The organism is Lentzea sp. NPDC004789 (assembly GCF_053601075.1).
Genome location: NZ_JBSGBE010000006.1, coordinates 400,302 through 419,520 on the forward strand (window position 1 = coordinate 400,302; position 19,219 = coordinate 419,520).

A 19,219-nucleotide genomic window follows, 5' to 3' on the forward strand; every position below is an offset into this window, starting at 1 on the left:
CGCCCCGAACGGGCGACCGGAGCCTTACCCTGCAGGAATGGAAGACCGGCTGAGAGAGCTGTGGGACTTCGCCGACCTGGACGGCACGGAGGCGAGGTTCCGCGCGGCCCTCGGCGACGTCGCGACCGACGACGAGCGTGCCGAGGTGCTGACCCAACTCGCCCGCGTCGAGGGTCTGCGGGACAACTTCGCCGCGGGCCACGCGCTCGTCGACGAGGCGGAGGCGCTCGTCGGTCCCGAGTCGACGGGACGCGTCCGCGCGTTGCTCGAACGCGGCAGGCTGTACCGCTCCGGTGGTGATCCAGAGGCGGCGCAACCGCTGTTCGTGGCGGCGTTCGTGCTGGCGAAGAAGAACGGTGACCTGTGGTTCGCCGCGGACGCGGCCCACATGGTGGCCCTCGTCGACGATCCGGAGAAGTGGACGCAGGTGGGCCTCGACCTGATCGAGGAGCACCCGGAGCTCTCCCACTGGCTCGGCCCGCTCCACAACAACGTGGGCTGGTACTACTTCGAGCACGAGCGCTACGACGAGGCGCTGGCGGCGTTCGAGAAGACGCCCGCCCCCTACGCGGCGTACGGCAAGGCCAAGACGCTGCACGTCCTCGGCCGCTCCGCCGAAGCCGCCGACGCGGCCCGCAAGGCGCTGGAGCTGCTGCCGGAGGGCTCGGACGAGGAGTTCCTCGCGGAGATGACCAAGATCGCTAACGAGGCTTAGCGGGACCGGCCGCCTCGCCGAGACGCACGGTGAACGCGTCCTCGGCGAGCAGGCTCGTGTGCTCCTCGACCTCGCCGTCCGCGCTGGTCAGCGTCGGCTCGTACATCGCGGGCTCGTCGGTCAGCGCCTCGGACAGCAGCGGAACGACGTGCTCGCGCACGGGGAACGGCGACATCGCGCGCCGGTAGGCCACCACGGACTCGAACTCGACCGTCAGCACCCACCGGTCGTCCTCGTCGGTCGACCGCGCCAGCGTGCCCCGCTCGCAACCGGGTTGGGCCGTCAGCAACTTCAGGGCCTGCTCGACGCGCGAGGTGAACGCCTCAGGATCGGACACGCGGAAACGGCACACGAGCAGCACGGTGCAAGGATGACACGGTGACGTCCAAGCGCCCTCTCCTGCCCGGCGACGGTCCACTCGCGCGCGTGCGCCCGGTGGTGGCGTTCGTGGCCGTGCTCGGCCTCTTCATCACCGGCGTGCTGGTCGGCGGAACCCTCGGCGCGACGCTCCTGGGCGTCCTCGCCGTCGGCGCCGTCATCCTGCTGGCCGCCACCTGGAAGGTGCTTTCCCCAGCTCAGCGCACGTTGCGTGTGGTGGTCCTGCTCGTGCTCCTGGTCATCACCGTAGAATTGGTTGTGAAAATCCCTACCAGGTGAGGTGCGCCGCCATGACCGTCCAGCTGCACGGCGAGCACTCCCCCGAACGCGAGGCGCCCGCACCGGCACCACCGCGTGCCGCCCACACGCTCGCCGAGGCGGGCGACCTGCTGCGCGCGCTCGCCGCCCCCGTCCGCATCGCCATCGTCCTGCAGCTGCGCGAGCACGACCGCTGCGTGCACGAACTGGTCGAAGCACTGGGCGTCGCCCAGCCGCTGATCAGCCAGCACCTCCGCGTGCTCAAGTCGGCAGGTGTGGTGCACGGCGAACGGCACGGCCGCGAGGTCGTCTACCGGCTCGTGGACGAACACCTGGCGCACATCGTGGTGGACGCGGTGACGCACGTCGAGGAGAAACTGTGACCGGACTGAGGTCCACCAAGCAGCGCACGGCCGTCTCGAACCTGCTCGACCAGCTGGACGAATTCCGCAGCGCCCAGGAACTGCACGAGGAACTGCGCCGCCGCGGCGAGGGCATCGGCCTGACCACGGTCTACCGCACCCTGCAGTCCCTGGCCGACGCGGGCCAGGTCGACGTCCTGCGCACCGACTCGGGCGAGGCCATCTACCGCCGTTGCTCGGCCCACCACCACCATCACCTCGTGTGCCGCCACTGCGGCCGCACGGTCGAGGTGGAGGGCCCCGCGGTCGAGAAGTGGGCCGACCGCGTCGCCGCCGAGAACGGCTTCTCCGAGGTCAGCCACACCGTCGAGATCTTCGGCACGTGCGCGGAGTGCACGGCCAAGGGGCTCAAGCAGGCCTAGCTCCACCAGAACGGTTCGCGATGAGATGAACCGTGGACATCGCGACGCTTCCCGAACCCAGGCAGGTGGAGTTCCGCAGGCGGTGGGTGTGGCTGACCCTGGTGCTCGCCTGCCGGACCGGGTGGTGCTCGCGCTGGCCGAGGCGGAGCCGGTCCACCGTGATGAAGGTGGCGAGCACCGCCAGCACGGCGGCGGAGCTCTTCCAGCCAACCCACTTCGCGGGGTCGACGGTCACCCGGTACGCCAGCTTCGTCGAAGCGACGATCGACGACCTCGCCGACTTCAGCAGGACGCGCCCAACACGAGGGGCGACGGGGTCGACCCCGAAGCCGCTTTCAAAGCCGCTCACTGGGTGACGTTGCGTTCCCCGGTCGCGCATCTTCCCGCCGCGAGGTTCGACGGCACGCTCAGCCTGGAGAACGCACGCGTGACCGACCCGCGCCAGAACCACTCGTGGCCTTCCGCGTGGCGGGCTGTGCCGGACCACGACGAACCCGGCGGGCCGCACCTCCTCGTGCCTGAGAAGGTGCGGAAGCCTCAGGACTCGTAGGGCTCGACCGGCTGGGCCACCGGGGTGAACGACTCGACCGTGAAGCTCGGCACCCACGAGTTCTTCTCGTTCGCCGACTTCGGCACGACCTGACCGGTCACCTCGACCCACTGCTCGTCCGGCAGCGACGGCACGTCTCCGGCCAGCTTCACCTTCAACGGCCGGGCGTCCGCGGCACAGCACGAGATCGCGATACGGGCCACGTAGGTGGTGCCCTCGGCGCGCGTGAGGAAGCCGGTCAGCTTCACCCGCCGGTTGTCGAGGGTGCCGGACTCGTCCCACGCCGTGCGGGTGATGAACTCCGTCATCGACAGCGGGATCACGTCCCCGGACGGCAGGTCGCCGAGCAGGTTGCGGGTGCGCTGCGTCTGGTTCGCGGAAGCGGTCGAGCCGACGACGTCCCCGCCCAGTGCGGGCGGCGAGATCAGGAACACCGCCAGCACGGGCAGCAGCAACAGCCACGTCGACCGGGACGAGTGCGAGTGCTCGTGATCGCCGTGGTCGGCGTGATCGTCCTCGACCGGCTTGCCGCGCTTGATGTCGCGCAGGATCGCGAACAGCGCCAGCGCGATCATCACCACGCCACCGGCGATCAGCAATGGCAGCAGCCCGGGCTTGACGTACCGCAGGTACAGGCCCGAGAAGCTGATCTTCAGCAGCGCACCGCCGAGCAGGACCAGCAGGATGTTCTGAGTTTCCCGCCTCACAGCAGCACCACCCCGGTCACGACTGCGCACAAGATCGCCACTACGAAGGTAGCCGGTGCGAACCGCAGGGCGAAGGCCTTGCCGAACGTGCCCGCCTGCAGCGCGAACAGCTTCACGTCGACGGCCGGGCCGACGACCAGGAACACCAGGCGGGGCAGCAGCGGCAGCGTGGAGAAGGCCGCCGCCACGAACGCGTCCGCCTCGGAGCACAACGCCAGCAGCAGCGCGAGGAACGCCATCACGATCACGCCGAGCACGATCTGGCCGCCGATCGTGGCCATCCACGAGACCGGCACGAACGTCTTGAACGCCGCCGCGAACAGCCCGCCCATCACCAGGAAGCCACCGGCATCCACGAGGTCGTGCCGCGCGCTCTCGGCGAAGACCGTCCACTTCGGGCTGTCGGAGTTGTCCTGCAGGCGGGCCAGGGCGCGTTCGGCGATCCACTCGGCCTTGCCGAAGCGCGCCCACAGCCAGCCCATGACCATCGAGGTCAGCAACGAGCCGACGAACCGCGCGACGACCATCATCGGGGTGTCGTTGAACGCCACCGCCGTCGCCACCAGCACGATCGGGTTCACCGCGGGCGCGGCCAGCAGGAACGTCAGTGCCACGGCCGGTGCGACGCCCTGCTGCATCAGCCGCCGGGCCACCGGCACCGAGGCGCACTCACAGCCCGGCAGGGCCACACCCGCGACACCTGCGACGGGCACCGCCAGCGCGGACTTCGCCGGCAGCAGCCGGCGCAGGGCCGAGGCCGGCACGAACGCCGCGATGGCACCGGAGATCAGCACGCCCAGGACCAGGAACGGCAGGGCCTGCACGCAGATCGCGACGAACACCGTCGACGCGGTGCGCAGCTTCGGCACGTCCAGCAGGTCGACGAGCCGGGATTGGAAGAGCAGTGCGAGAACGAGGATCCCGCACAGCACCTCCAACGACGTGATCTTCAACCGAGGCGGGCCGGAGCGCCGCTTCGACGAGCGGATCTCGCCGGTGATCGTCATTCAGAGTCCAGTTCCGAGTCCAGGTCGAGCAGCCGGCGGTAGGTGCGGGCCATGCCCTCGCGGATCTCCTCCGGCGACGGCGGCTCGGCGAACTCGGCCTCTTCCTCTTCGAGGTCATCGTCGTCGTCGAAGTCGACGGGCGTGCCGTTGACGGTCTCCTCGTCGGCCTCTTCTTCGAGGGCGGCCTCGCGCAGCTCGTCGATCGTCGCGGAGACGTCCTCGGCGCTCAGCGCGGGCAGCATCGGCTTCACGATCGCCAGCACGCCACCCTCGGCGTCGTCCAGGGCCACGGCCTCGGCCAGCGCCACGGCGTGGTCGCGTTCGTACGGGCCGCAGATGAACGAGTCCCAGTCGTCACCGCCCGAGGGCTCGAACGTGACGGTCCACGGGAACTCGTTGACGTCCGAGTCCTCTTCCGGCTCGTAAATGATCACGCCACCCATCGAGGGGTCCTTTCTCAAGAAAAGCGGGAGAGGAGCTCGCCGCGCACCTGCGACGCGGTCGACACGACCAGCATGAGCAACGTGCTCAACGGCTCCGGCTTGAGGCCGTCCGCCGGGAACGCGTAGCGCAGCATCACGTCCGTGCCACGCTCGGAGGAAATGACACCGAGCGTGCCGAAAAGGCCCTGACCAGCGCGTTCAGCCACCCACGTGGCCACGTCACCGACCAGGTCCCACGCGACCACGACCGTCAACGAGAGCACCGTCAGGCCTTCGGCCAGTTCCATGCCCTGCACGGCGCACGGCACGTCGCCGTGGCGGAAGCTCAACGCGCCGTCGTCGTCCACGGACACGTCGTGGAACAGCTCCAGCGCCTTGCGCGCGGCCTCCAGAGCCTCACCGCTCGCGTTCACGACACCTCCGAATCGGGCTTGTCGATCGCACCACCGAACCGGCGGTCGCGCTCGGCGAACTTCTCGACGGCACGCCACATGTCCCGGCGGTCGAAGTCGGGCCACAGGATGTCCTGGAACACCAGCTCGGCGTACGCGGACTGCCAGAGCATGAAGTTGGAGGTGCGCTGCTCACCGGACGGCCGGATGAACAGGTCCACGTCCGGCATCTCGGGCTGGTAGAGGTAGCGCGCGATGGTCTTCTCGTCGACCTTGTCCGGGTTGAGCTGCCCGGCGGCGGCCAGCCGCGCGATCTCGCGGGCGGCGTCACCGATCTCGGCGCGGCCGCCGTAGTTGATGCACATCGCGAGGTTCAGCACGTCGTTGTCGCGCGTGCGCTCCTCGGCGACCTCCAGCTCCTTGATGACGCTGCGCCACAACCGCGGCCGCCTGCCTGCCCAGCGCACCCGCACACCCAGCTCGTCGAGCTCGTCGGTGCGGTGGTGGATCACGTCGCGGGAGAAGCCCATCAGGAACCGGACCTCTTCTGGGCTGCGGCGCCAGTTCTCCGTGGAGAAGGCGTACAGCGACAGCCACTTCACGCCCATCTCGATCGCGCCCTTGGCGACCTCGACGACGACCTGCTCGCCGCGCTTGTGCCCCTCGACCCGCGACAGCCCGCGCTGGTTGGCCCAACGGCCGTTGCCGTCCATCACGATCGCGATGTGCTTGGGCACGAACTCGGCGGGGATCGCCGGGGGCGTCGCGCCGGACGGGTGCGGCTCCGGCGGGCGCGGGACGCGCTTCTCGCGTTCGGAGCGGCGGCGACGCAGCATGAGGCTCGGCATCCTTTCGAACGATCGGGTGGCCGCCAGATTAGCCGTCGTCCGGCTTCGCCTTGCGCTCGACCAAGGGCAACGAACGGAGCTGCCGTTCGAGGTGCCACTGCAGGTGCGCCGCGACCAGGCCACTCGCGTCCCGGCGGGCCACGTGCGGGATCTCGTCGACCACGCCCCACTGGCCGTGCAGCAGTGCGGAGAGCAACGTCAGCGTGTCCGCGGACGGCGACGCGGAGCCCGGCGGGCGGCAGTTCGGGCAGCACGTCCCGCCGGCCTGGACGCTGAACGCCCGGTGCGGCCCAGGTGTGCCGCACTTCGCGCACTCGTTCACCGCCGGCGCCCATCCGGCGAACGCCATGGCACGCATGAGGAACGCGTCCAGCAGCAGCGACGGATCACGTTCGGCGGCGGCCAACGCTCTGAGTGCGCCCGCGACGAGCAGATAGAGCCGTACGACCGGTTCGCCCTCTTCGGCCGTGAGGCGGTCGGCGGTCTCCAGGATCGCGCACGCGGCCGTGTAGCGCTGGTAGTCGTTGACGATCCCCACGCCGAACGCGTCGAGCGTCTGCACCTGCGTGATGATGTCGAGCGACCGGCCGGGGTGGAACTGCACGTCGACGTGGCAGAACGGCTCCAGCCGCGCGCCGAACTTCGACGACGTGCGGCGCACGCCCTTGGCCACCGCGCGGAGCTTGCCGTGCCGCTGGGTCAGGAAGGTGATGATCCGGTCCGCTTCACCGAGCTTCTGCACGCGAAGCACGATGCCGGTGTCGCGGTACAGATTCGCCATCAGAAGCCCAGGCGGCGCAACTGTTTCGGATCGCGCTGCCAGTCCTTGGCGATCTTGATGTGCAGGTCCAGGTACACGCGGGTGCCCAGCAGCGCCTCGATCTGCTTGCGCGCGGTCATGCCGACCTGCTTGAGCCGCTCCCCCCGGTGCCCCAGGATGATCGCCTTCTGCGACGGCCGCTCCACGAACACGAAGGCGTGGATGTCCATCAGGTCGTCACGGCCCTCGCGCGGGAGCATCTCCTCCACCACCACGGCGATGGAGTGCGGCAGCTCGTCGCGCACGCCCTCAAGCGCGGCCTCGCGGATCAGCTCGGCGACCAGGGTCTGCTCAGGCTCGTCGGTGAGGTCGCCGTCCGGGAACAGCTGCGGACCCTCCGGCAGCTTCTGCAGCAGCAGGTCGCTCAGCTTGTCGACCTGGAAGCCGTCGACCGCGGACACCGGGATGATCTCGGCGAACTCCATCACCTTCTGCAGCGCGAGCAGCTGCTCCATCACCTGCTGCGGCGACACCAGGTCGGTCTTGGTGACGATGCCCACCACGGGCGTGCGCTTGGCGACCTTCTCCAGCTCGGCGGCGATGAACTTGTCACCGGGCCCGACCTTCTGGTCCGCGGGCACGCAGAAGCCGACGACGTCGACCTCCGACCACGTCTCCCGCACCAGGTCGTTGAGCCGCTGGCCGAGCAACGTGCGCGGCCGGTGCAGACCGGGCGTGTCCACGAGCACCAGCTGGCCGTCCGGGCGGTGCACGATGCCGCGGATCGTGTGGCGGGTCGTCTGCGGCTTGTTCGAGGTGATGGCGACCTTGGTGCCCACCAGTGCGTTCGTCAGCGTCGACTTCCCTGCGTTCGGGCGGCCGACGAAGCACGCGAACCCGGAGCGGTAACCATCCATCCGCCCATTGTCGCTCAAAGCGCTCAGCGGACTTCCTTGACCTCTCCGGACGCGTCTGCTCGCAGCACGGGACCGCTCTGCGTCAGGTCGCGCACAGCCTGCACGGACGCGTCGTCGAGCCCGTCCGCGTCGGTCACCACGGCCGCGGCTTCGAGGCCCTCGGCACCGCTCGACACCGCGGCGGCCACGGCGGCCTGCAGCGCGGTCAGCTTCAGCGACGGCAACTCGACCGTGGACGCGTTGTACGTGCGGCCGTCGAGGTCGCGCACGGCGGCACCCTCCGCCGCGCCGTTACGCGCGCGCACGGACCGTGCGAGCGTCACGAGCTTGGCGTCCTCGGGGTCCAAGTCACTCATCTTCTGCTTCCTTCTCCTTCTGCACAGGGCGCACGAGCACCGTGGTGACGCGGATGCGGCCGCGCAGGTCCTTGCCGCCCTCCGCCCGCATGCGCAGGCCCGCGATCTCGGCCTCCGTGCCGGGCAGGGGCACGCGCCCGAGCCGTTGCGCGAGCAGGCCGCCGACCGTCTCGACCTCGTGGTCGTCCAGCTCGGTGCCGAACAACGCGTCCAGGTCGTCGACCGGCAGCCGCGCGCTCACCCGCACCGCGCCGTCCTCGAGGTGCTCGACCGGCGGGCGGTCGTCGGTGTCGGACTCGTCGGTGATCTCGCCGACGATCTCCTCGAGGATGTCCTCGATGGTCAGCAGGCCCGCGGTGCCGCCGTACTCGTCGACCACGATCGCCATGTGCCGGCGCGACACCTGCATCTCGCGCAGCAGGTCCGCGATCGGCTTCGAGTCCGGGATGAAGCTCATCGGCCGCATCAGCTCGGCGACGCTCTTCGGGTCCTCGTCCTCGGCGAGCGTGGCCCGCATGAGGTCCTTGATGTTCACCACGCCGAGCACGTCGTCGACGCTCTCGCCGATCACCGGCACGCGGGTGTAGCCGGAGCGCAACGACAGCGCGAGCGCCTGCCGCAGCGACTTGGCCTGCTCGATCCACACGATCTCGGTGCGCGGCACCATGATCTCGCGCGCGATGGTGTCGCCCAGCTCGAACACCGAGTGGATCATCTCGCGCTCGCCCTCGTCGACGACGCCGCGTTCCTGCGCCATGTCGACGAGCTCGCGCAGCTCGACCTCGGAGCTGAACGGGCCCTCGCGGAAGCCCTTGCCGGGCGTGATGGCGTTGCCGACGAGGATCAGCAGCTTGGACAGCGGCCCGAGCACCCGGCCGAGCTGACGCACCGTGCCCGCGGCGAGAAGGCTCACGCCGTACGGGTGCTGACGGCCGATGGTGCGCGGACCGACGCCGACGAGCACGTACGACACGACGAGCATGCTCAGGCACGAGTACAGGACCGCGAGCCAGTTCTCGTCCTCGTACTGCAGGAACACCGTCGTGACCAGGACCGCCGCGAGCATCTCGCAGAACAGCCGCAGCAGCAGCAACAGGTTGACGTGCCGCGGCCGGTCGTTGAGGACCTGCAGCAACTGCCCGGTCCCCCACTGCCCCTGCCGTTGCAGCGCCTCCACCCGTGCGCGTGACACGGTGCCGAGCGCGGCGTCCACACACGCGAAGACACCAGCGGCGAGCACGAGCAAGACGGCCAGCACGATCACGCTGGCTGGGTTGCCGCTCATGTCGCGTCAGTCTTCTTCGGGGTGCTGGAGCGGTTTCTGCTCGTCCAGGCCCACCGCACCGAGCACCTTGTCGTCGGTGCTGCGCTGGTGCGCGGCCCGCTCCGCCTCGTCGCGCGCGGTGCGGAAGTCCGCGAGGATGCGGTTCTGCAGCGTGAACATCTCGCGTTCCTCGGCGGGCTCGGCGTGGTCGTAGCCGAGCAGGTGCAGCACTCCGTGCACGGTCAGCAGGTGCAGCTCGTCCAGCAGGCTGTGGCCCGCCTTCTTGGCCTGGTCCTTGGCGAACGCCGGGCACAGCACGATGTCCCCGAGCAGCGCCGGGCCGAGGCCCGCGGCGTCGGGCCGGCGCGCGGAGTCCAGCTCGTCCATGGGGAAGGCCATGACGTCCGTGGGGCCCGGCAGGTCCATCCAGCGCTCGTGCAGGTCGGCCATCACGTCCAGCTCGACGAGCAGGACGGACAGCTCGGCCAGCGGGCTCACGCCCATGCGGTCCAGCGCGAAGCGGGCGGCGGAGACGATGGAACCCTCGTCGACTCCGACACCCGACTCGTTGGCGATCTCGATGCTCACGGCGCCTATCGTCCCCGGCGCTGGTTCCCCCGGCGTGCACCGGGTCCGTGGTGTCGTCCGTCCTGGTCGATGACGTCCTGCTCGACCTGCCACTTCTCGTACGCGTCGACGATGTCGCCGACCAGGCGGTGGCGCACCACGTCCTGGCTGGTCAGCACCGAGAAGTGCACGTCGTCGACGCCTTCGAGGATGTCCTTGACGACCTTCAGGCCGCTGCGCTGGCCGCCGGGCAGGTCGACCTGGGTGATGTCGCCGGTCACCACGATCTTCGAGCCGAAGCCGAGCCGGGTGAGGAACATCTTCATCTGCTCGGGCGTCGTGTTCTGCGCCTCGTCGAGGATGATGAACGCGTCGTTCAACGTCCGTCCCCGCATGTACGCGAGAGGGGCGACCTCGATCGTGCCGGCCTGGGTGAGGCGCGGGATCGACTCCGGGTCGACCATGTCGTGCAGCGCGTCGTAGAGCGGGCGCAGGTACGGGTCGATCTTCTCGTAGAGCGTGCCGGGCAGGTAGCCGAGCCGTTCGCCCGCCTCGACGGCCGGGCGGGTGAGGATGATCCGGTTGACCTGCTTGGCCTGCAGGGCCTGCACGGCCTTGGCCATGGCGAGGTAGGTCTTGCCCGTGCCGGCGGGGCCGATGCCGAACACGACGGTGTTCTTGTCGATCGCGTCGACGTAGTGCTTCTGGTTCAGCGTCTTGGGCCGGATCGTGCGGCCGCGGCGGCTGATGATGTCCAGGCTGAGGACCTCGGCCGGTGACTCGTCGGCGTTCGCGGACAGCATCGCGACGGTGCGGCGGACCGTGTTCTGGTCGATGGCCTGGCCGCGGCTGGCGAGGGTGACGAGCTCGGAGAAGACGCGTTCCGCGAAGGCCACGTCGGCGGGGTCGCCGGACAGGGTGATCTCGTTCCCGCGGACGTGGACGTCGGCGTCGAGCAGTTCCTCCGCTAGCCGGAGGTTCTCGTCGCGCGACCCCAGCAGGCTGAGCACCGCGCCGTCTGGCACGGCGAACCGGGACTGACCTTCCTTGGTGCTCTGCTGTGTTTCTTCGGCCACGTGGCCCCGGCCTGCTTCCTGTCGCTCGGATCTGGTGCCGTCGATGCTAGTCCGGCCGAAAATGAGTGGCTACCGGATTGCTCACCGTGTGTGCTCACGACCTGTGGAGATCCGCAGGCTTGGTGTCGACGACATACCCGAGTGCATGAAGCTCGTCACGGACCGGGGTTGGGCGTGGACGCCCGCCCAGTGGGAGCTGATGCTGGCGCTGGGGCCGGGGTGGGGAGCGTTCGACGCGACGGGGTTGCTGGGCACGGCGCTCACCACGCCGTATCCGGAGATGCAGGCGATCAGCGGGGTGCTGGTCGGTTCGTGGGCCGGGCGCCGGGGCATCGGCACCGCACTCATGACCAATATATTGGATATCAGCCCGTCCGCGCTGTACGCGACGGAGATGGGAACGCCGCTGTACACGAGGCTCGGCTTTCACTCGGTCGGGGTCACGGCCTCGTACCAGGGCGAGTTCACCGGGACCGCGGCCGGCGTGTCGCGGCTCGCCACCGCGGCCGACGCGGCGTCGCTGGCCGCGCTCGACCACGAGGTGAGCGGGTACTCGCGGGCCGCGCTCTGGGAGCGGCTGCTCGCCCCGTCCGCGCCGTACGTCGTGCGCACGTCCGACGCGGGCGTCATCGCCACCCGGCCGAACCCGGACGGGGTGACGGTCGGCCCGCTGATCGCACCCTCGGCCGCCGCGGCGTGCGAGCTCATCGCGGATGTGGCCGCGGGTACGGGCCGTGTCCGCGTGGACACCGATTCCGCCGAGGTGGCGGCTTATCTGCTGGGGCGGGGTTTCGAGGAACGCGACGGCGGTTGCGCGCTGATGGTGCGCGGCGCCGCGGACGTGCCGGGTGACCGGTCGCGCTACTTCGCGCCCGCCTCGCACGCACTGGGATGACCTGGGGGATTTGTGGAACTGCGACGACTGACGTTCGACGACCTCACCGCGTGCTCCGACCTGGCCGAGAGCCGGTCGTGGCCGCGCGAGGAGGACAAGTGGAGGTTTCTGCTCACGCACGGCGAGGGCTGGGGCCTGTTCGACGACGAGGGCCTGTTCGGCACGACGATCGCGACGCGCTACCCGGAGCTGACGTCGGTGAGCATGGTGCTCGTCGCGCAGCGCCGTGAGCGCCAGGGCCACGCCCGCCGACTCGTGTCCCATGTGTTGGATACCGGTGTCTCGACGTTGTTCGCGACGGAGATGGGCCGCCCGCTCTACGAGCAGCTGGGCTTCCACGCCGTCGGCTTCACCGACATCCACACCGGCGTGTTCACGGGGCCGATGTCCAGTACATCGCACATCGCCACGCGCGCCGACCTCGACGACCTCGTCGCGCTGGACGCCAAGGTCACCGGCCTCACCCGCCCGTTCCTGTGGGAGTGGCTGCTCACCAAGGGGACCGTCCGGGTGTCACCGGACGGCATCGCGGGCGGGTGGCAGGTGCGGTCGGAGAGGTACCTGATCGGCCCGGTCATCGCCGACAGCGCCGCCGCCGCGTGCGCGCTCATCGCCGACTCGGCCGCCGGCAACGGCAGCGTCCGCGTGGACGTGCACGACCCCGAAGTCGTCGCGTTCGTGCGGGCGCACGGCATGGAGTCGTGGGGCGCGCCCACGTGGATGGTCAGGAACGCGGACCGGCTGCCGGGCGACCGCACCCGCTATCACGCCCCGCTTCTGCAGGCACTGGGTTAGAGGGGCTTGCCGCCGAGCAGGTGCAGGTGGGCGTGGAAGACCTCCTGCCCGCTGTCCGGCCCGGTGTTGAACAGCAGCCGGTATCCGCTCTCCGAGACGCCCTCGCCCTCGGCGACCTCCTTCGCGGCGGCGAAGAGGTCGCCGAGCTGGTCGCCGTTCAGGTCGACGGCGTTGGGCACGTGCTCGCGCGGAATGATCAGCACGTGCACCGGCGCCTTGGGCTGGATGTCGCGGAACGCCAGCGTCGTCTTGGTCTCGTGCACGACCGTCGCGGGGATCTCACCGTCGAGGATGCGGCAGAACAAACAGGACATGCCTCAAGACGCTAGCGGTGTGCCGCGGAGGGGCGCCGGGGGAACTCGCGGTCGGACGGGTGCATCGCGGTGCCGCGATGCGAAGTGCCCTGGGAAGTTGTCGACGCGGCCGATGGGTGGTCGTCCGCCGAGTGCGGTGTGGACTCGGTGGTGGTTGTGGTGGTGCAGGAACTCGGGCACGGCGTCGGCGCGGTGCTGGGCGCTGGTGAAGACCTGGGCGTAGACCCATTCCTCGGCCAGTTCGCGGCGGCGTTCGGAGTGGTCGACGACCTTCGGTGCCACCCTTCTAGCGGCCGCGGGCCAGCCGGACGACCGCCTCCCGGCACCGCTCCCAGGCCTCGGTGCCAGGCGTGATCACGTCCATGTGCCCGGCGCCGGGCACCACGACGAGCTCCGCCTGCGGCTCCACCGCGCAGAACTCGACGCTCTGCTCGACGGGCACGTCCTCGTCAAGATCACCGTGCACGCAGACCACGGGCTTGCCGATCGGCACCAACGCCGTCGGCGAGGCCTCCCCGAACTGCTCCTCGGTGCACAGCTCCAACGCCCGGTGCGTGATGTGCTTCGTGAAGTCGAGCACCGCCGCCTGAGCCACCGCTCCGACCACTCGCTCGGAGTGCTTGGCCGCCCACACAGCGAGATGGCCTCCAGCACTGTGCCCGAGCGTCACCGCGGGCCCGATGTCGACAGCCTCAATCGCGGCCAACACGTCCTGTCCGGTAACCGGCCACCCACCGTCACCGCCAACCCGCCGATATTCGATGTTCCAAACAACAAATCCCTCACGAACAAGCACCTCGGCAGCCGCACGACCGAGCTCCAACCCGTACCGCTGATGCCAAAAACCACCGTGAATGACGACAACGGCACCGTCCGCAACACCGTCAGGAACGCAAAGCTCACCAAATTGACTGGGGTGATCACCGTAAGCAATCCGCTGCACACGCAGACGCTACGCGAGAGAACAAAAATAGACCCACCCAGACCCCAAGGCCGACACCAAGACCAACGCCAAGGCCAAAGCCGACGCCGAAGGCGAGGCACCAGGGGGTCCGGGGCGCAGCCCCGGCTGGGGTTTGGGGGCTCGGCCCCCAAAAGACACCCTTTTGGATCGACCGGCGAAGGCGCGAAGCGCCGAGCAGGGCGAACCAGAACCAAAAGGGGCGCCCCGCGGTCCGAAGCCTGGGGGTCGCTTCGCCGCGAGGCGCCGACGCCGGACCGAGGGGGGAGGTGTCCGGCGAGTCCTTTAGTTAGAAGGGTCTAACTGTCTACTCCGTTTCCGGATAGACCAATCAGCCCCTCTGCCGATAAGGGTAACCCCATCGGCCTGCGGTTCGCTACAGCTTCCGTCAAGCCAATCCATCCGATGTTCACCTTCGAAGTGAACTGGGTCACCAGCGAGAGGTGAGTACCCCGAGCGCACCCAGAGCAACCGCGGCAGCGGTAGATGCACGCAGAACGGTTGGGCCCAATCGGACGATTCTGGCCCCTGAAGATCGCAGAGCTTCGAGTTCCTCGGGCGTGATTCCGCCTTCTGGACCGACGACGAGCAGCACGTCTCCGGAATCGGGCAGCGGCACGTCAGCCAGGCGCTCGGTCGCGCTCTCATGCAACACGAGCGTCAACGCCGAGGACGACACGCGCTGGGAAAGCTGAGCCGTGCTCACGGGTTCGTCGACGAACGGCACGCGCGAACGGCGGGCCTGCTTCGCCGCCTCACGAACCGTGGATCGCCAGCGCCCCAAGGCTTTCTCGCCGCGCGGGCCGTCCTCCCATTTCGCCACGCAGCGGGAGGCGCGCCACGGCACCACCCCGTCCACACCGGCCTCGGTGGCCAGTTCGACGGCGAGCTCGCCGCGGTCGCCCTTCACCAGTGCCTGGGCGAGCACCACGCGCGGGGCCGGCTCGGGCTCCACCGTGCGTTCGACCACGTGCAGCGACAACGCGTCCCGTTCGACGGCGACCACCGAGCACCGCACCAGCGTCCCGGAACCGTCGGACAGCACGAGTTCCTCGCCCACGCGCAGGCGTCGCACGGTGGCGGCGTGGCGGCCTTCCGGCCCGTCCAGCACGAACTCCTCGCCCGGCGGCAGCGCCGGGACGAGGAAGACCGGCAGGGTCATCGGTGCCCGCGGGAGGCACGCAGGCGGGAGAACAGGCCGCCGCCGCCCTTGCCGTTGTGGGACAACGAAGGCTCGCTCTCGCCGCGCAGCTCGGCCAGCTCCCGCAGCAGCGTGGTCTGGGCGGCGTCGAGCTTGGTGGGCACGACGACCTCCAGGTGCACGTGCAGGTCGCCGCGGCCGTCGACGCGGCCGGTGGACCGCAGCTTCGGCATGCCGCGGCCCTGCAGCACGAGCTGCGTGTTGGGCTGCGTGCCGGCGTCGATCTGCAGTTCTTCCTCGCCGTCGAGCGTCTTCAACGGCAGCGTGGCGCCGAGGGCGGCCGTGGTCATCGGGATCTGCACGACGCAGTGCAGGTCGGCGCCGTCGCGTTCGAAGATCTCGTGCGGCTGCTCCTCGACCTCGACGTAGAGGTCACCGGCCGGGCCGCCGCCGGGGCCGACCTCGCCCTGGCCCGCGAGGCGCACGCGCATGCCCTCGGCGACACCGGCGGGGATGTTCACGGAGATCGTGCGGCGCGAGCGGACGCGGCCGTCGCCGCTGCACTGCTGGCACGGGTCGGGGATGACCTCGCCGAAGCCGCGGCACACCGGGCACGGCCGCGACGTCACGACCTGGCCGAGGAACGAGCGCTGCACCGACTGGACCTCGCCGCGGCCGTTGCAGGTGTCGCAGCGGATCGGCTTGGAGTCACCGGAGGTGCCGGCGCCGTGGCAACGGTCGCAGAGGATCGCGGTGTCGACGGTCAGCTCACGGGTGGCGCCCGCCGCGCACTCCTCCAGCGTCATGTCGAGCCGGATGAGCGCGTCGGAGCCGGGCTGCACGCGGCTGCGCGGACCGCGGCCGCCGCCGGACGTGGCGCCGAAGAAGGCGTCCATGATGTCGCCGAGGCCGAAGCCCGCGAACGGGTCACCGCCCGCACGTCCGCCACCGGAGTCGAGCGGGTCGCCACCGAGGTCGACGACGCGGCGCTTCTCGGGGTTCGACAACACCTCGTAGGCGGCCGTCACCTCCTTGAAGCGGGCCTCCTCGTTGGGATTGACGTCCGGGTGCAGCTGCCTGGCGAGCTTGCGATAGGCGCGCTTGATCTCATCCTGTGTCGCGTTCTGCGAGACACCGAGGATGCCGTAGTAATCCCTGGCCACCTTGTTCGCTTTCGTGTTCATCTTTCAGAGCAAGAAGTTCTCGTGTGTGCGGTGTTCGAGTTCAGCGGCCGGTGAGGATCTCACCGACGTAGTTGGCAACGGCGCGGACAGCCGCCATTGTTCCTGGGTAGTCCATGCGCGTGGGCCCGACGACGCCGAGGCCGCCGAGCGGGTTGTCCCGGCTGCCGTAGCCGATGGACACCACGGAGGTGCTGCGCATCTCGGCGGCTTCGTTCTCCTCGCCGATGCGCACCAGCACGCGACCGGGGTCGCGGGAGGCGGCGAGCAGCTTGAGCACGATCACCTGTTCCTCGAGCGCCTCCAGCACCTGCCGCAGCGAGCCCGGGAAGTCCGCGACGTTGCGGGTGAGGTTCGCGGTGCCGCCGAGCACGAGCCGTTCCTCCGGGTGCTCGACGAGCGTCTCGATCAGCACCGTCGCGACCCGCAGCATCGGGTCGCGCAGGTCCTGCCGCACCTCCTCGGGCAGCTCGGCGACCTTGGCGCTCGCGTCGGACAGCCGCTGGCCCGCCATCGCCTGGTTCAGCATGGTGCGCAGCAGCGCCGTGTCCTCCTCGCTGATCACGTCGCCCAGCTCGACGATGCGCTGGTCGACCCGGCCGGTGTCGGTGATCAGCACGAGCATCAGCCGGGACGGCGTGATCGGCAGCACTTCGAGGTGCCGCACGGCCGCGCGGGACAGCGTCGGCACCTGGATGACCGCGACCTGCCTGGTCAGCTGCGCGAGCAACCGGACGCTGCGGCGCATGACGTCGTCGAGGTCGAGCGCCCCGTCGAGGAAGCTGCGGATCGCCCGCTTCTCCGCCTGCGAGAGCGGCTTGATCTCGCTCAGCTTGTCGACGAAGAGCCGGTAGCCCTTGTCCGTCGGCACCCGGCCGGCGCTGGTGTGCGGCTGGGCGATGTAGCCCTCGTCCTCCAACGCGGCCATGTCGTTGCGCACGGTCGCGCTCGACACCCCCAGGTTGTGCCTCTCCACCAGGGCCTTCGACCCGACCGGCTCCTGGTTGGACACGTAGTCGGCAACGATGGCGCGCAACACCTCGAACCGACGCTCATCGGCGTTCACCGCTGTTCACCTCCGTGTCCCGTGCTCACCGAGTTTACCCAGGCTGTTTCCCGCCTGGTGCCCGCTGTGGAACTCCGCGTCGTCGCCCCTGTTTTTGTCGGTGGTGGTCGCTAGGGTCCAAACCATCGAGAGATGCGGGGGCGAGACATGAACAACGTGGTGTGGCTCCGGCCACCTCCTGACGACGACCCGTCGGAGAAGCCGTGCCTGGTGCTGAGCGAGGACAGGTGGTGGGAGGGCACGCTGGTCTGGGAACCGGCCAGGCGTCAGGACGGCCTGTGGTGGGCCACCGTGACGTACGAGAAGCGCGGCGAGGTCGTCACCGAGGTGCGCAGCCAGCACGACGTGCGGGCGCGTTAGGGCAGCAGGCGCCGCACCACGGCGTCGGCCAGCAGGCGGCCGCGGTCGGTCAGCACGCACCGGTCGCCCAGCGGTTCCAGCAGGCCGTCCGCGACCGCCGCGCGGGCCTCGGCCTGGCCGGCGTCGTCCAGCACGTCGAGAGGCAGGCCCTCGGCCAGGCGCAGTTCCAGCAGCACCCGCTCGACGCGCCGGTCCTCGTCCGAGAGCACCTCGCGCCCCGCGGCCGGCGACAGGCCTTCCGCCAGCAGGGACGAGTAGCGCGCCGGGTGCTTCACGTTCCAGAAGCGGACGCCGCCGACGTGGCTGTGCGCGCCGGGGCCGAAGCCCCACCAGTCGGCGCCCTTCCAGTACAGGACGTTGTGCTGACACCGGGCCTCGGCCGAAGTCGCCCAGTTGGAGACCTCGTACCAGGAGAAGCCGGCCGCGGACAGCGTCGAGTCGACCATCTCGTAGGACGAGGCGAGCACGTCGTCGTCCGGCATCGGGAGGTCACCGCGGCGGATGCGGCGGGCGAGGCCCGTGCCGTCCTCGACGATCAACGCGTACGCGGACACGTGGTCGACGCCCGCTTCCAGGACGGCGTCCAGTGACGCGGCGAGATCTGCCGGCCGCTCCCCCGGCGTGCCGTAGATCAGGTCCAGGTTCACGTGCTCGAAGCCGGCCGCGCGTGCCTCACGGGCGGCGTCCAGGGCGCGGCCGGGCGTGTGCTTGCGGTCGAGCACGGCCAGCACGTGCCGTGCCGCCGACTGCATGCCCAGCGACACCCTCGTGTACCCCGCCGACCGGATGCCCTCGAAGAACGACGGTGACGTGGACTCGGGGTTCGACTCCGTCGTCACCTCTGCGCCGGGAGCCAGGCCGAACGACCGATGTATCGCATCCAACACCTCGGTGAGGCCGGAAGCGCCCAGCAGCGACGGGGTGCCGCCGCCCACGAAGACGGTCGAGGCGGGCACGCCGCCGCCCAGCACGGAGGCGGCGAGGTCGAGCTCGCGGCGCAGGCCCTCCAGCCACGACTCCGGCGAGGCGGACGTGCCGAGCTCGCCGGGCGTGTAGGTGTTGAAGTCGCAGTAGCCGCAGCGGGTCGCGCAGAACGGCACGTGCACGTAGATGCCGAACGGACGCGAGCCGACGCCGGCCAGTGCAGAAGGGGGAAGCGAACCGTCGGCGGGCGCGGGCTCGCCTTCGGGCAAAGCGGAGGGCATGACGTTCAGTGTCCACTACGACGCCCGAACGGCGGTGCCCAGCCAGGACTCATCTCTGTCTGTGACAGATCTATTACTCTGCGAAACCGGCCAAGAATGTCAACTTCCCCAGCAAAATCCCAGCATTCGGTTGGCGGTGGACCATGCTCTGGACGCCAGGCACACTGGTCACATGCATTCGACTGGAGTCCGCCTCGTGGCCCGCCGCCACGTCGACTTCCGTCGTGTCTCCAGCGCGATGTGCCGTCGCACGGCATAACCGCGCGCTGATTTGTTCCC

At 69.7% G+C, this 19,219-nt stretch carries 28 protein-coding genes; 8 read left to right on the forward strand and 20 right to left on the reverse strand.

Annotation, left to right across the window (positions count from 1 at the left end; genetic code table 11):
• Window positions 1-37 precede the first annotated feature (37 nt).
• Window positions 38-715, forward strand: coding sequence for a hypothetical protein (locus tag ACWEIJ_RS17140; RefSeq protein WP_449838126.1), 678 nt, complete (start codon window positions 38-40; stop codon window positions 713-715).
• Here ACWEIJ_RS17140 and ACWEIJ_RS17145 read toward each other — a convergent pair.
• Entirely contained in the window at window positions 702-1,052 is a 351-nt protein-coding gene (locus ACWEIJ_RS17145) for an antibiotic biosynthesis monooxygenase family protein (RefSeq protein WP_449838127.1), read from the reverse strand. The two genes, ACWEIJ_RS17140 and ACWEIJ_RS17145, sit on opposite strands and share 14 nt — an antisense overlap.
• A 41-nt stretch (window positions 1,053-1,093) precedes the next feature.
• Here ACWEIJ_RS17145 and ACWEIJ_RS17150 point away from each other — a divergent pair, with 41 nt between their 5' ends.
• From ACWEIJ_RS17150 to ACWEIJ_RS17160, 3 genes are read left to right on the forward strand one after another with little or no spacing between them, the layout of a single operon-like run.
• Window positions 1,094-1,372, forward strand: a complete 279-nt coding sequence (locus ACWEIJ_RS17150) for a DUF6703 family protein (RefSeq protein WP_449838128.1) — start codon at window positions 1,094-1,096, stop codon at window positions 1,370-1,372.
• A gap of 11 nt (window positions 1,373-1,383) precedes the next feature.
• Window positions 1,384-1,734 carry an ArsR/SmtB family transcription factor gene (locus ACWEIJ_RS17155; protein WP_112263712.1) on the forward strand — a complete coding sequence of 117 codons (351 nt, stop codon included), beginning with the start codon at window positions 1,384-1,386 and terminating at the stop codon, window positions 1,732-1,734.
• On the forward strand, window positions 1,731-2,135 hold the full coding sequence (locus tag ACWEIJ_RS17160; protein WP_449838129.1) for a Fur family transcriptional regulator: 405 nt from the start codon (window positions 1,731-1,733) through the stop codon (window positions 2,133-2,135). Before ACWEIJ_RS17155 ends, ACWEIJ_RS17160 begins: the two co-directional genes overlap by 4 nt.
• On the opposite strand, the gene ACWEIJ_RS17165 is transcribed toward ACWEIJ_RS17160, so the two are convergent.
• Entirely contained in the window at window positions 2,122-2,484 is a 363-nt protein-coding gene (locus tag ACWEIJ_RS17165; RefSeq protein WP_449838130.1) for a hypothetical protein, read from the reverse strand. The two genes, ACWEIJ_RS17160 and ACWEIJ_RS17165, sit on opposite strands and share 14 nt — an antisense overlap.
• Before the next feature lie 3 nt (window positions 2,485-2,487).
• Here ACWEIJ_RS17165 and ACWEIJ_RS17170 point away from each other — a divergent pair, with 3 nt between their 5' ends.
• Complete coding sequence (locus ACWEIJ_RS17170) at window positions 2,488-2,685, forward strand: hypothetical protein (protein WP_449838131.1); 198 nt, start codon at window positions 2,488-2,490, stop codon at window positions 2,683-2,685.
• On the opposite strand, the gene ACWEIJ_RS17175 is transcribed toward ACWEIJ_RS17170, so the two are convergent.
• The 11 genes from ACWEIJ_RS17175 to ACWEIJ_RS17225 are packed head-to-tail and all read right to left on the reverse strand — an operon-like array spanning window position 2,673 to window position 11,022.
• Window positions 2,673-3,392: a TIGR03943 family putative permease subunit gene (locus ACWEIJ_RS17175; protein WP_449838132.1), complete on the reverse strand. Its 720-nt coding sequence runs from the start codon at window positions 3,390-3,392 to the stop codon at window positions 2,673-2,675. The two genes, ACWEIJ_RS17170 and ACWEIJ_RS17175, sit on opposite strands and share 13 nt — an antisense overlap.
• Window positions 3,389-4,399 (reverse strand): permease, encoded by a 1,011-nt coding sequence (locus tag ACWEIJ_RS17180; protein ID WP_449838133.1) that lies wholly within the window; start codon window positions 4,397-4,399, stop codon window positions 3,389-3,391. Before ACWEIJ_RS17180 ends, ACWEIJ_RS17175 begins: the two co-directional genes overlap by 4 nt.
• A complete protein-coding gene (locus ACWEIJ_RS17185) occupies window positions 4,396-4,842 on the reverse strand; it encodes a hypothetical protein (RefSeq protein WP_449838134.1) in 447 nt (148 codons plus the stop codon). Before ACWEIJ_RS17185 ends, ACWEIJ_RS17180 begins: the two co-directional genes overlap by 4 nt.
• A gap of 14 nt (window positions 4,843-4,856) precedes the next feature.
• Window positions 4,857-5,255 carry a YbjN domain-containing protein gene (locus ACWEIJ_RS17190; protein ID WP_449838135.1) on the reverse strand — a complete coding sequence of 133 codons (399 nt, stop codon included), beginning with the start codon at window positions 5,253-5,255 and terminating at the stop codon, window positions 4,857-4,859.
• On the reverse strand, window positions 5,252-6,070 hold the full coding sequence (locus tag ACWEIJ_RS17195; protein ID WP_355449343.1) for an isoprenyl transferase: 819 nt from the start codon (window positions 6,068-6,070) through the stop codon (window positions 5,252-5,254). The genes ACWEIJ_RS17190 and ACWEIJ_RS17195 overlap by 4 nt, the downstream gene beginning before the upstream one ends.
• Window positions 6,071-6,110: 40 nt before the next feature.
• Window positions 6,111-6,863, reverse strand: coding sequence for a DNA repair protein RecO (gene recO, locus ACWEIJ_RS17200; RefSeq protein WP_449838136.1), 753 nt, complete (start codon window positions 6,861-6,863; stop codon window positions 6,111-6,113).
• Window positions 6,863-7,759 (reverse strand): GTPase Era, encoded by an 897-nt coding sequence (era, locus tag ACWEIJ_RS17205; protein WP_204767282.1) that lies wholly within the window; start codon window positions 7,757-7,759, stop codon window positions 6,863-6,865. The genes recO and era overlap by 1 nt, the downstream gene beginning before the upstream one ends.
• Window positions 7,760-7,782: 23 nt before the next feature.
• Window positions 7,783-8,115: a cytidine deaminase gene (locus ACWEIJ_RS17210; protein ID WP_449838137.1), complete on the reverse strand. Its 333-nt coding sequence runs from the start codon at window positions 8,113-8,115 to the stop codon at window positions 7,783-7,785.
• Complete coding sequence (locus ACWEIJ_RS17215; RefSeq protein WP_449838138.1) at window positions 8,108-9,400, reverse strand: hemolysin family protein; 1,293 nt, start codon at window positions 9,398-9,400, stop codon at window positions 8,108-8,110. The genes ACWEIJ_RS17210 and ACWEIJ_RS17215 overlap by 8 nt, the downstream gene beginning before the upstream one ends.
• Before the next feature lie 6 nt (window positions 9,401-9,406).
• Window positions 9,407-9,967 (reverse strand): rRNA maturation RNase YbeY, encoded by a 561-nt coding sequence (gene ybeY / locus ACWEIJ_RS17220; RefSeq protein WP_449838139.1) that lies wholly within the window; start codon window positions 9,965-9,967, stop codon window positions 9,407-9,409.
• A 5-nt stretch (window positions 9,968-9,972) separates the two neighbouring features.
• Window positions 9,973-11,022, reverse strand: a complete 1,050-nt coding sequence (locus ACWEIJ_RS17225) for a PhoH family protein (protein ID WP_449838140.1) — start codon at window positions 11,020-11,022, stop codon at window positions 9,973-9,975.
• A 145-nt stretch (window positions 11,023-11,167) separates the two neighbouring features.
• On the opposite strand from ACWEIJ_RS17225, the gene ACWEIJ_RS17230 reads away from it, so the two are divergent.
• Together ACWEIJ_RS17230 and ACWEIJ_RS17235 are read left to right on the forward strand one after the other, a co-directional pair.
• On the forward strand, window positions 11,168-11,917 hold the full coding sequence (locus tag ACWEIJ_RS17230) for a GNAT family N-acetyltransferase (RefSeq protein ID WP_449838141.1): 750 nt from the start codon (window positions 11,168-11,170) through the stop codon (window positions 11,915-11,917).
• 12 nt (window positions 11,918-11,929) lie between these two features.
• Window positions 11,930-12,712, forward strand: coding sequence for a GNAT family N-acetyltransferase (locus ACWEIJ_RS17235; protein WP_449838142.1), 783 nt, complete (start codon window positions 11,930-11,932; stop codon window positions 12,710-12,712).
• On the opposite strand, the gene ACWEIJ_RS17240 is transcribed toward ACWEIJ_RS17235, so the two are convergent.
• From ACWEIJ_RS17240 to hrcA, 6 genes are all read right to left on the reverse strand, one after another.
• Complete coding sequence (locus ACWEIJ_RS17240) at window positions 12,709-13,026, reverse strand: histidine triad nucleotide-binding protein (RefSeq protein WP_449838143.1); 318 nt, start codon at window positions 13,024-13,026, stop codon at window positions 12,709-12,711. The two genes, ACWEIJ_RS17235 and ACWEIJ_RS17240, sit on opposite strands and share 4 nt — an antisense overlap.
• A gap of 3 nt (window positions 13,027-13,029) precedes the next feature.
• Entirely contained in the window at window positions 13,030-13,308 is a 279-nt protein-coding gene (locus tag ACWEIJ_RS17245) for an integrase core domain-containing protein (protein WP_449838144.1), read from the reverse strand.
• A gap of 4 nt (window positions 13,309-13,312) precedes the next feature.
• Complete coding sequence (locus ACWEIJ_RS17250) at window positions 13,313-13,969, reverse strand: alpha/beta hydrolase family protein (protein WP_449838145.1); 657 nt, start codon at window positions 13,967-13,969, stop codon at window positions 13,313-13,315.
• A 448-nt stretch (window positions 13,970-14,417) separates the two neighbouring features.
• Entirely contained in the window at window positions 14,418-15,149 is a 732-nt protein-coding gene (locus ACWEIJ_RS17255) for a 16S rRNA (uracil(1498)-N(3))-methyltransferase (protein ID WP_449838146.1), read from the reverse strand.
• On the reverse strand, window positions 15,146-16,291 hold the full coding sequence (gene dnaJ, locus ACWEIJ_RS17260; protein ID WP_449838202.1) for a molecular chaperone DnaJ: 1,146 nt from the start codon (window positions 16,289-16,291) through the stop codon (window positions 15,146-15,148). The genes ACWEIJ_RS17255 and dnaJ overlap by 4 nt, the downstream gene beginning before the upstream one ends.
• A 61-nt stretch (window positions 16,292-16,352) precedes the next feature.
• Window positions 16,353-17,375 carry a heat-inducible transcriptional repressor HrcA gene (gene hrcA, locus ACWEIJ_RS17265; RefSeq protein WP_449838147.1) on the reverse strand — a complete coding sequence of 341 codons (1,023 nt, stop codon included), beginning with the start codon at window positions 17,373-17,375 and terminating at the stop codon, window positions 16,353-16,355.
• Between the two features lie 132 nt (window positions 17,376-17,507).
• Between hrcA and ACWEIJ_RS17270 the strand changes: the two genes are divergently transcribed.
• Window positions 17,508-17,735 (forward strand): hypothetical protein, encoded by a 228-nt coding sequence (locus ACWEIJ_RS17270; RefSeq protein WP_449838148.1) that lies wholly within the window; start codon window positions 17,508-17,510, stop codon window positions 17,733-17,735.
• Here ACWEIJ_RS17270 and hemW read toward each other — a convergent pair.
• On the reverse strand, window positions 17,732-18,940 hold the full coding sequence (gene hemW, locus ACWEIJ_RS17275) for a radical SAM family heme chaperone HemW (protein ID WP_449838149.1): 1,209 nt from the start codon (window positions 18,938-18,940) through the stop codon (window positions 17,732-17,734). The genes ACWEIJ_RS17270 and hemW overlap by 4 nt on opposite strands.
• Window positions 18,941-19,219 lie beyond the last annotated feature (279 nt).

What these genes read in the sequence shown, in the direction of transcription:
- ACWEIJ_RS17140 (WP_449838126.1), top strand. Translation starts at nt 38, where the DNA reads ATGGAAGACCGGCTGAGAGAGCTGTGGGACTTCGCCGACCTGGACGGC.
- ACWEIJ_RS17155 (WP_112263712.1), top strand. Translation starts at nt 1,384, where the DNA reads ATGACCGTCCAGCTGCACGGCGAGCACTCCCCCGAACGCGAGGCGCCC.
- ACWEIJ_RS17180 (WP_449838133.1), bottom strand. Translation starts at nt 4,399, where the DNA reads ATGACGATCACCGGCGAGATCCGCTCGTCGAAGCGGCGCTCCGGCCCG.
- ACWEIJ_RS17185 (WP_449838134.1), bottom strand. Translation starts at nt 4,842, where the DNA reads ATGGGTGGCGTGATCATTTACGAGCCGGAAGAGGACTCGGACGTCAAC.
- ACWEIJ_RS17195 (WP_355449343.1), bottom strand. Translation starts at nt 6,070, where the DNA reads ATGCTGCGTCGCCGCCGCTCCGAACGCGAGAAGCGCGTCCCGCGCCCG.
- recO (WP_449838136.1), bottom strand. Translation starts at nt 6,863, where the DNA reads ATGGCGAATCTGTACCGCGACACCGGCATCGTGCTTCGCGTGCAGAAG.
- era (WP_204767282.1), bottom strand. Translation starts at nt 7,759, where the DNA reads ATGGATGGTTACCGCTCCGGGTTCGCGTGCTTCGTCGGCCGCCCGAAC.
- ACWEIJ_RS17210 (WP_449838137.1), bottom strand. Translation starts at nt 8,115, where the DNA reads ATGAGTGACTTGGACCCCGAGGACGCCAAGCTCGTGACGCTCGCACGG.
- ACWEIJ_RS17215 (WP_449838138.1), bottom strand. Translation starts at nt 9,400, where the DNA reads ATGAGCGGCAACCCAGCCAGCGTGATCGTGCTGGCCGTCTTGCTCGTG.
- ACWEIJ_RS17230 (WP_449838141.1), top strand. Translation starts at nt 11,168, where the DNA reads ATGAAGCTCGTCACGGACCGGGGTTGGGCGTGGACGCCCGCCCAGTGG.
- ACWEIJ_RS17240 (WP_449838143.1), bottom strand. Translation starts at nt 13,026, where the DNA reads ATGTCCTGTTTGTTCTGCCGCATCCTCGACGGTGAGATCCCCGCGACG.
- ACWEIJ_RS17255 (WP_449838146.1), bottom strand. Translation starts at nt 15,149, where the DNA reads ATGACCCTGCCGGTCTTCCTCGTCCCGGCGCTGCCGCCGGGCGAGGAG.
- ACWEIJ_RS17270 (WP_449838148.1), top strand. Translation starts at nt 17,508, where the DNA reads ATGCGGGGGCGAGACATGAACAACGTGGTGTGGCTCCGGCCACCTCCT.
- hemW (WP_449838149.1), bottom strand. Translation starts at nt 18,940, where the DNA reads ATGCCCTCCGCTTTGCCCGAAGGCGAGCCCGCGCCCGCCGACGGTTCG.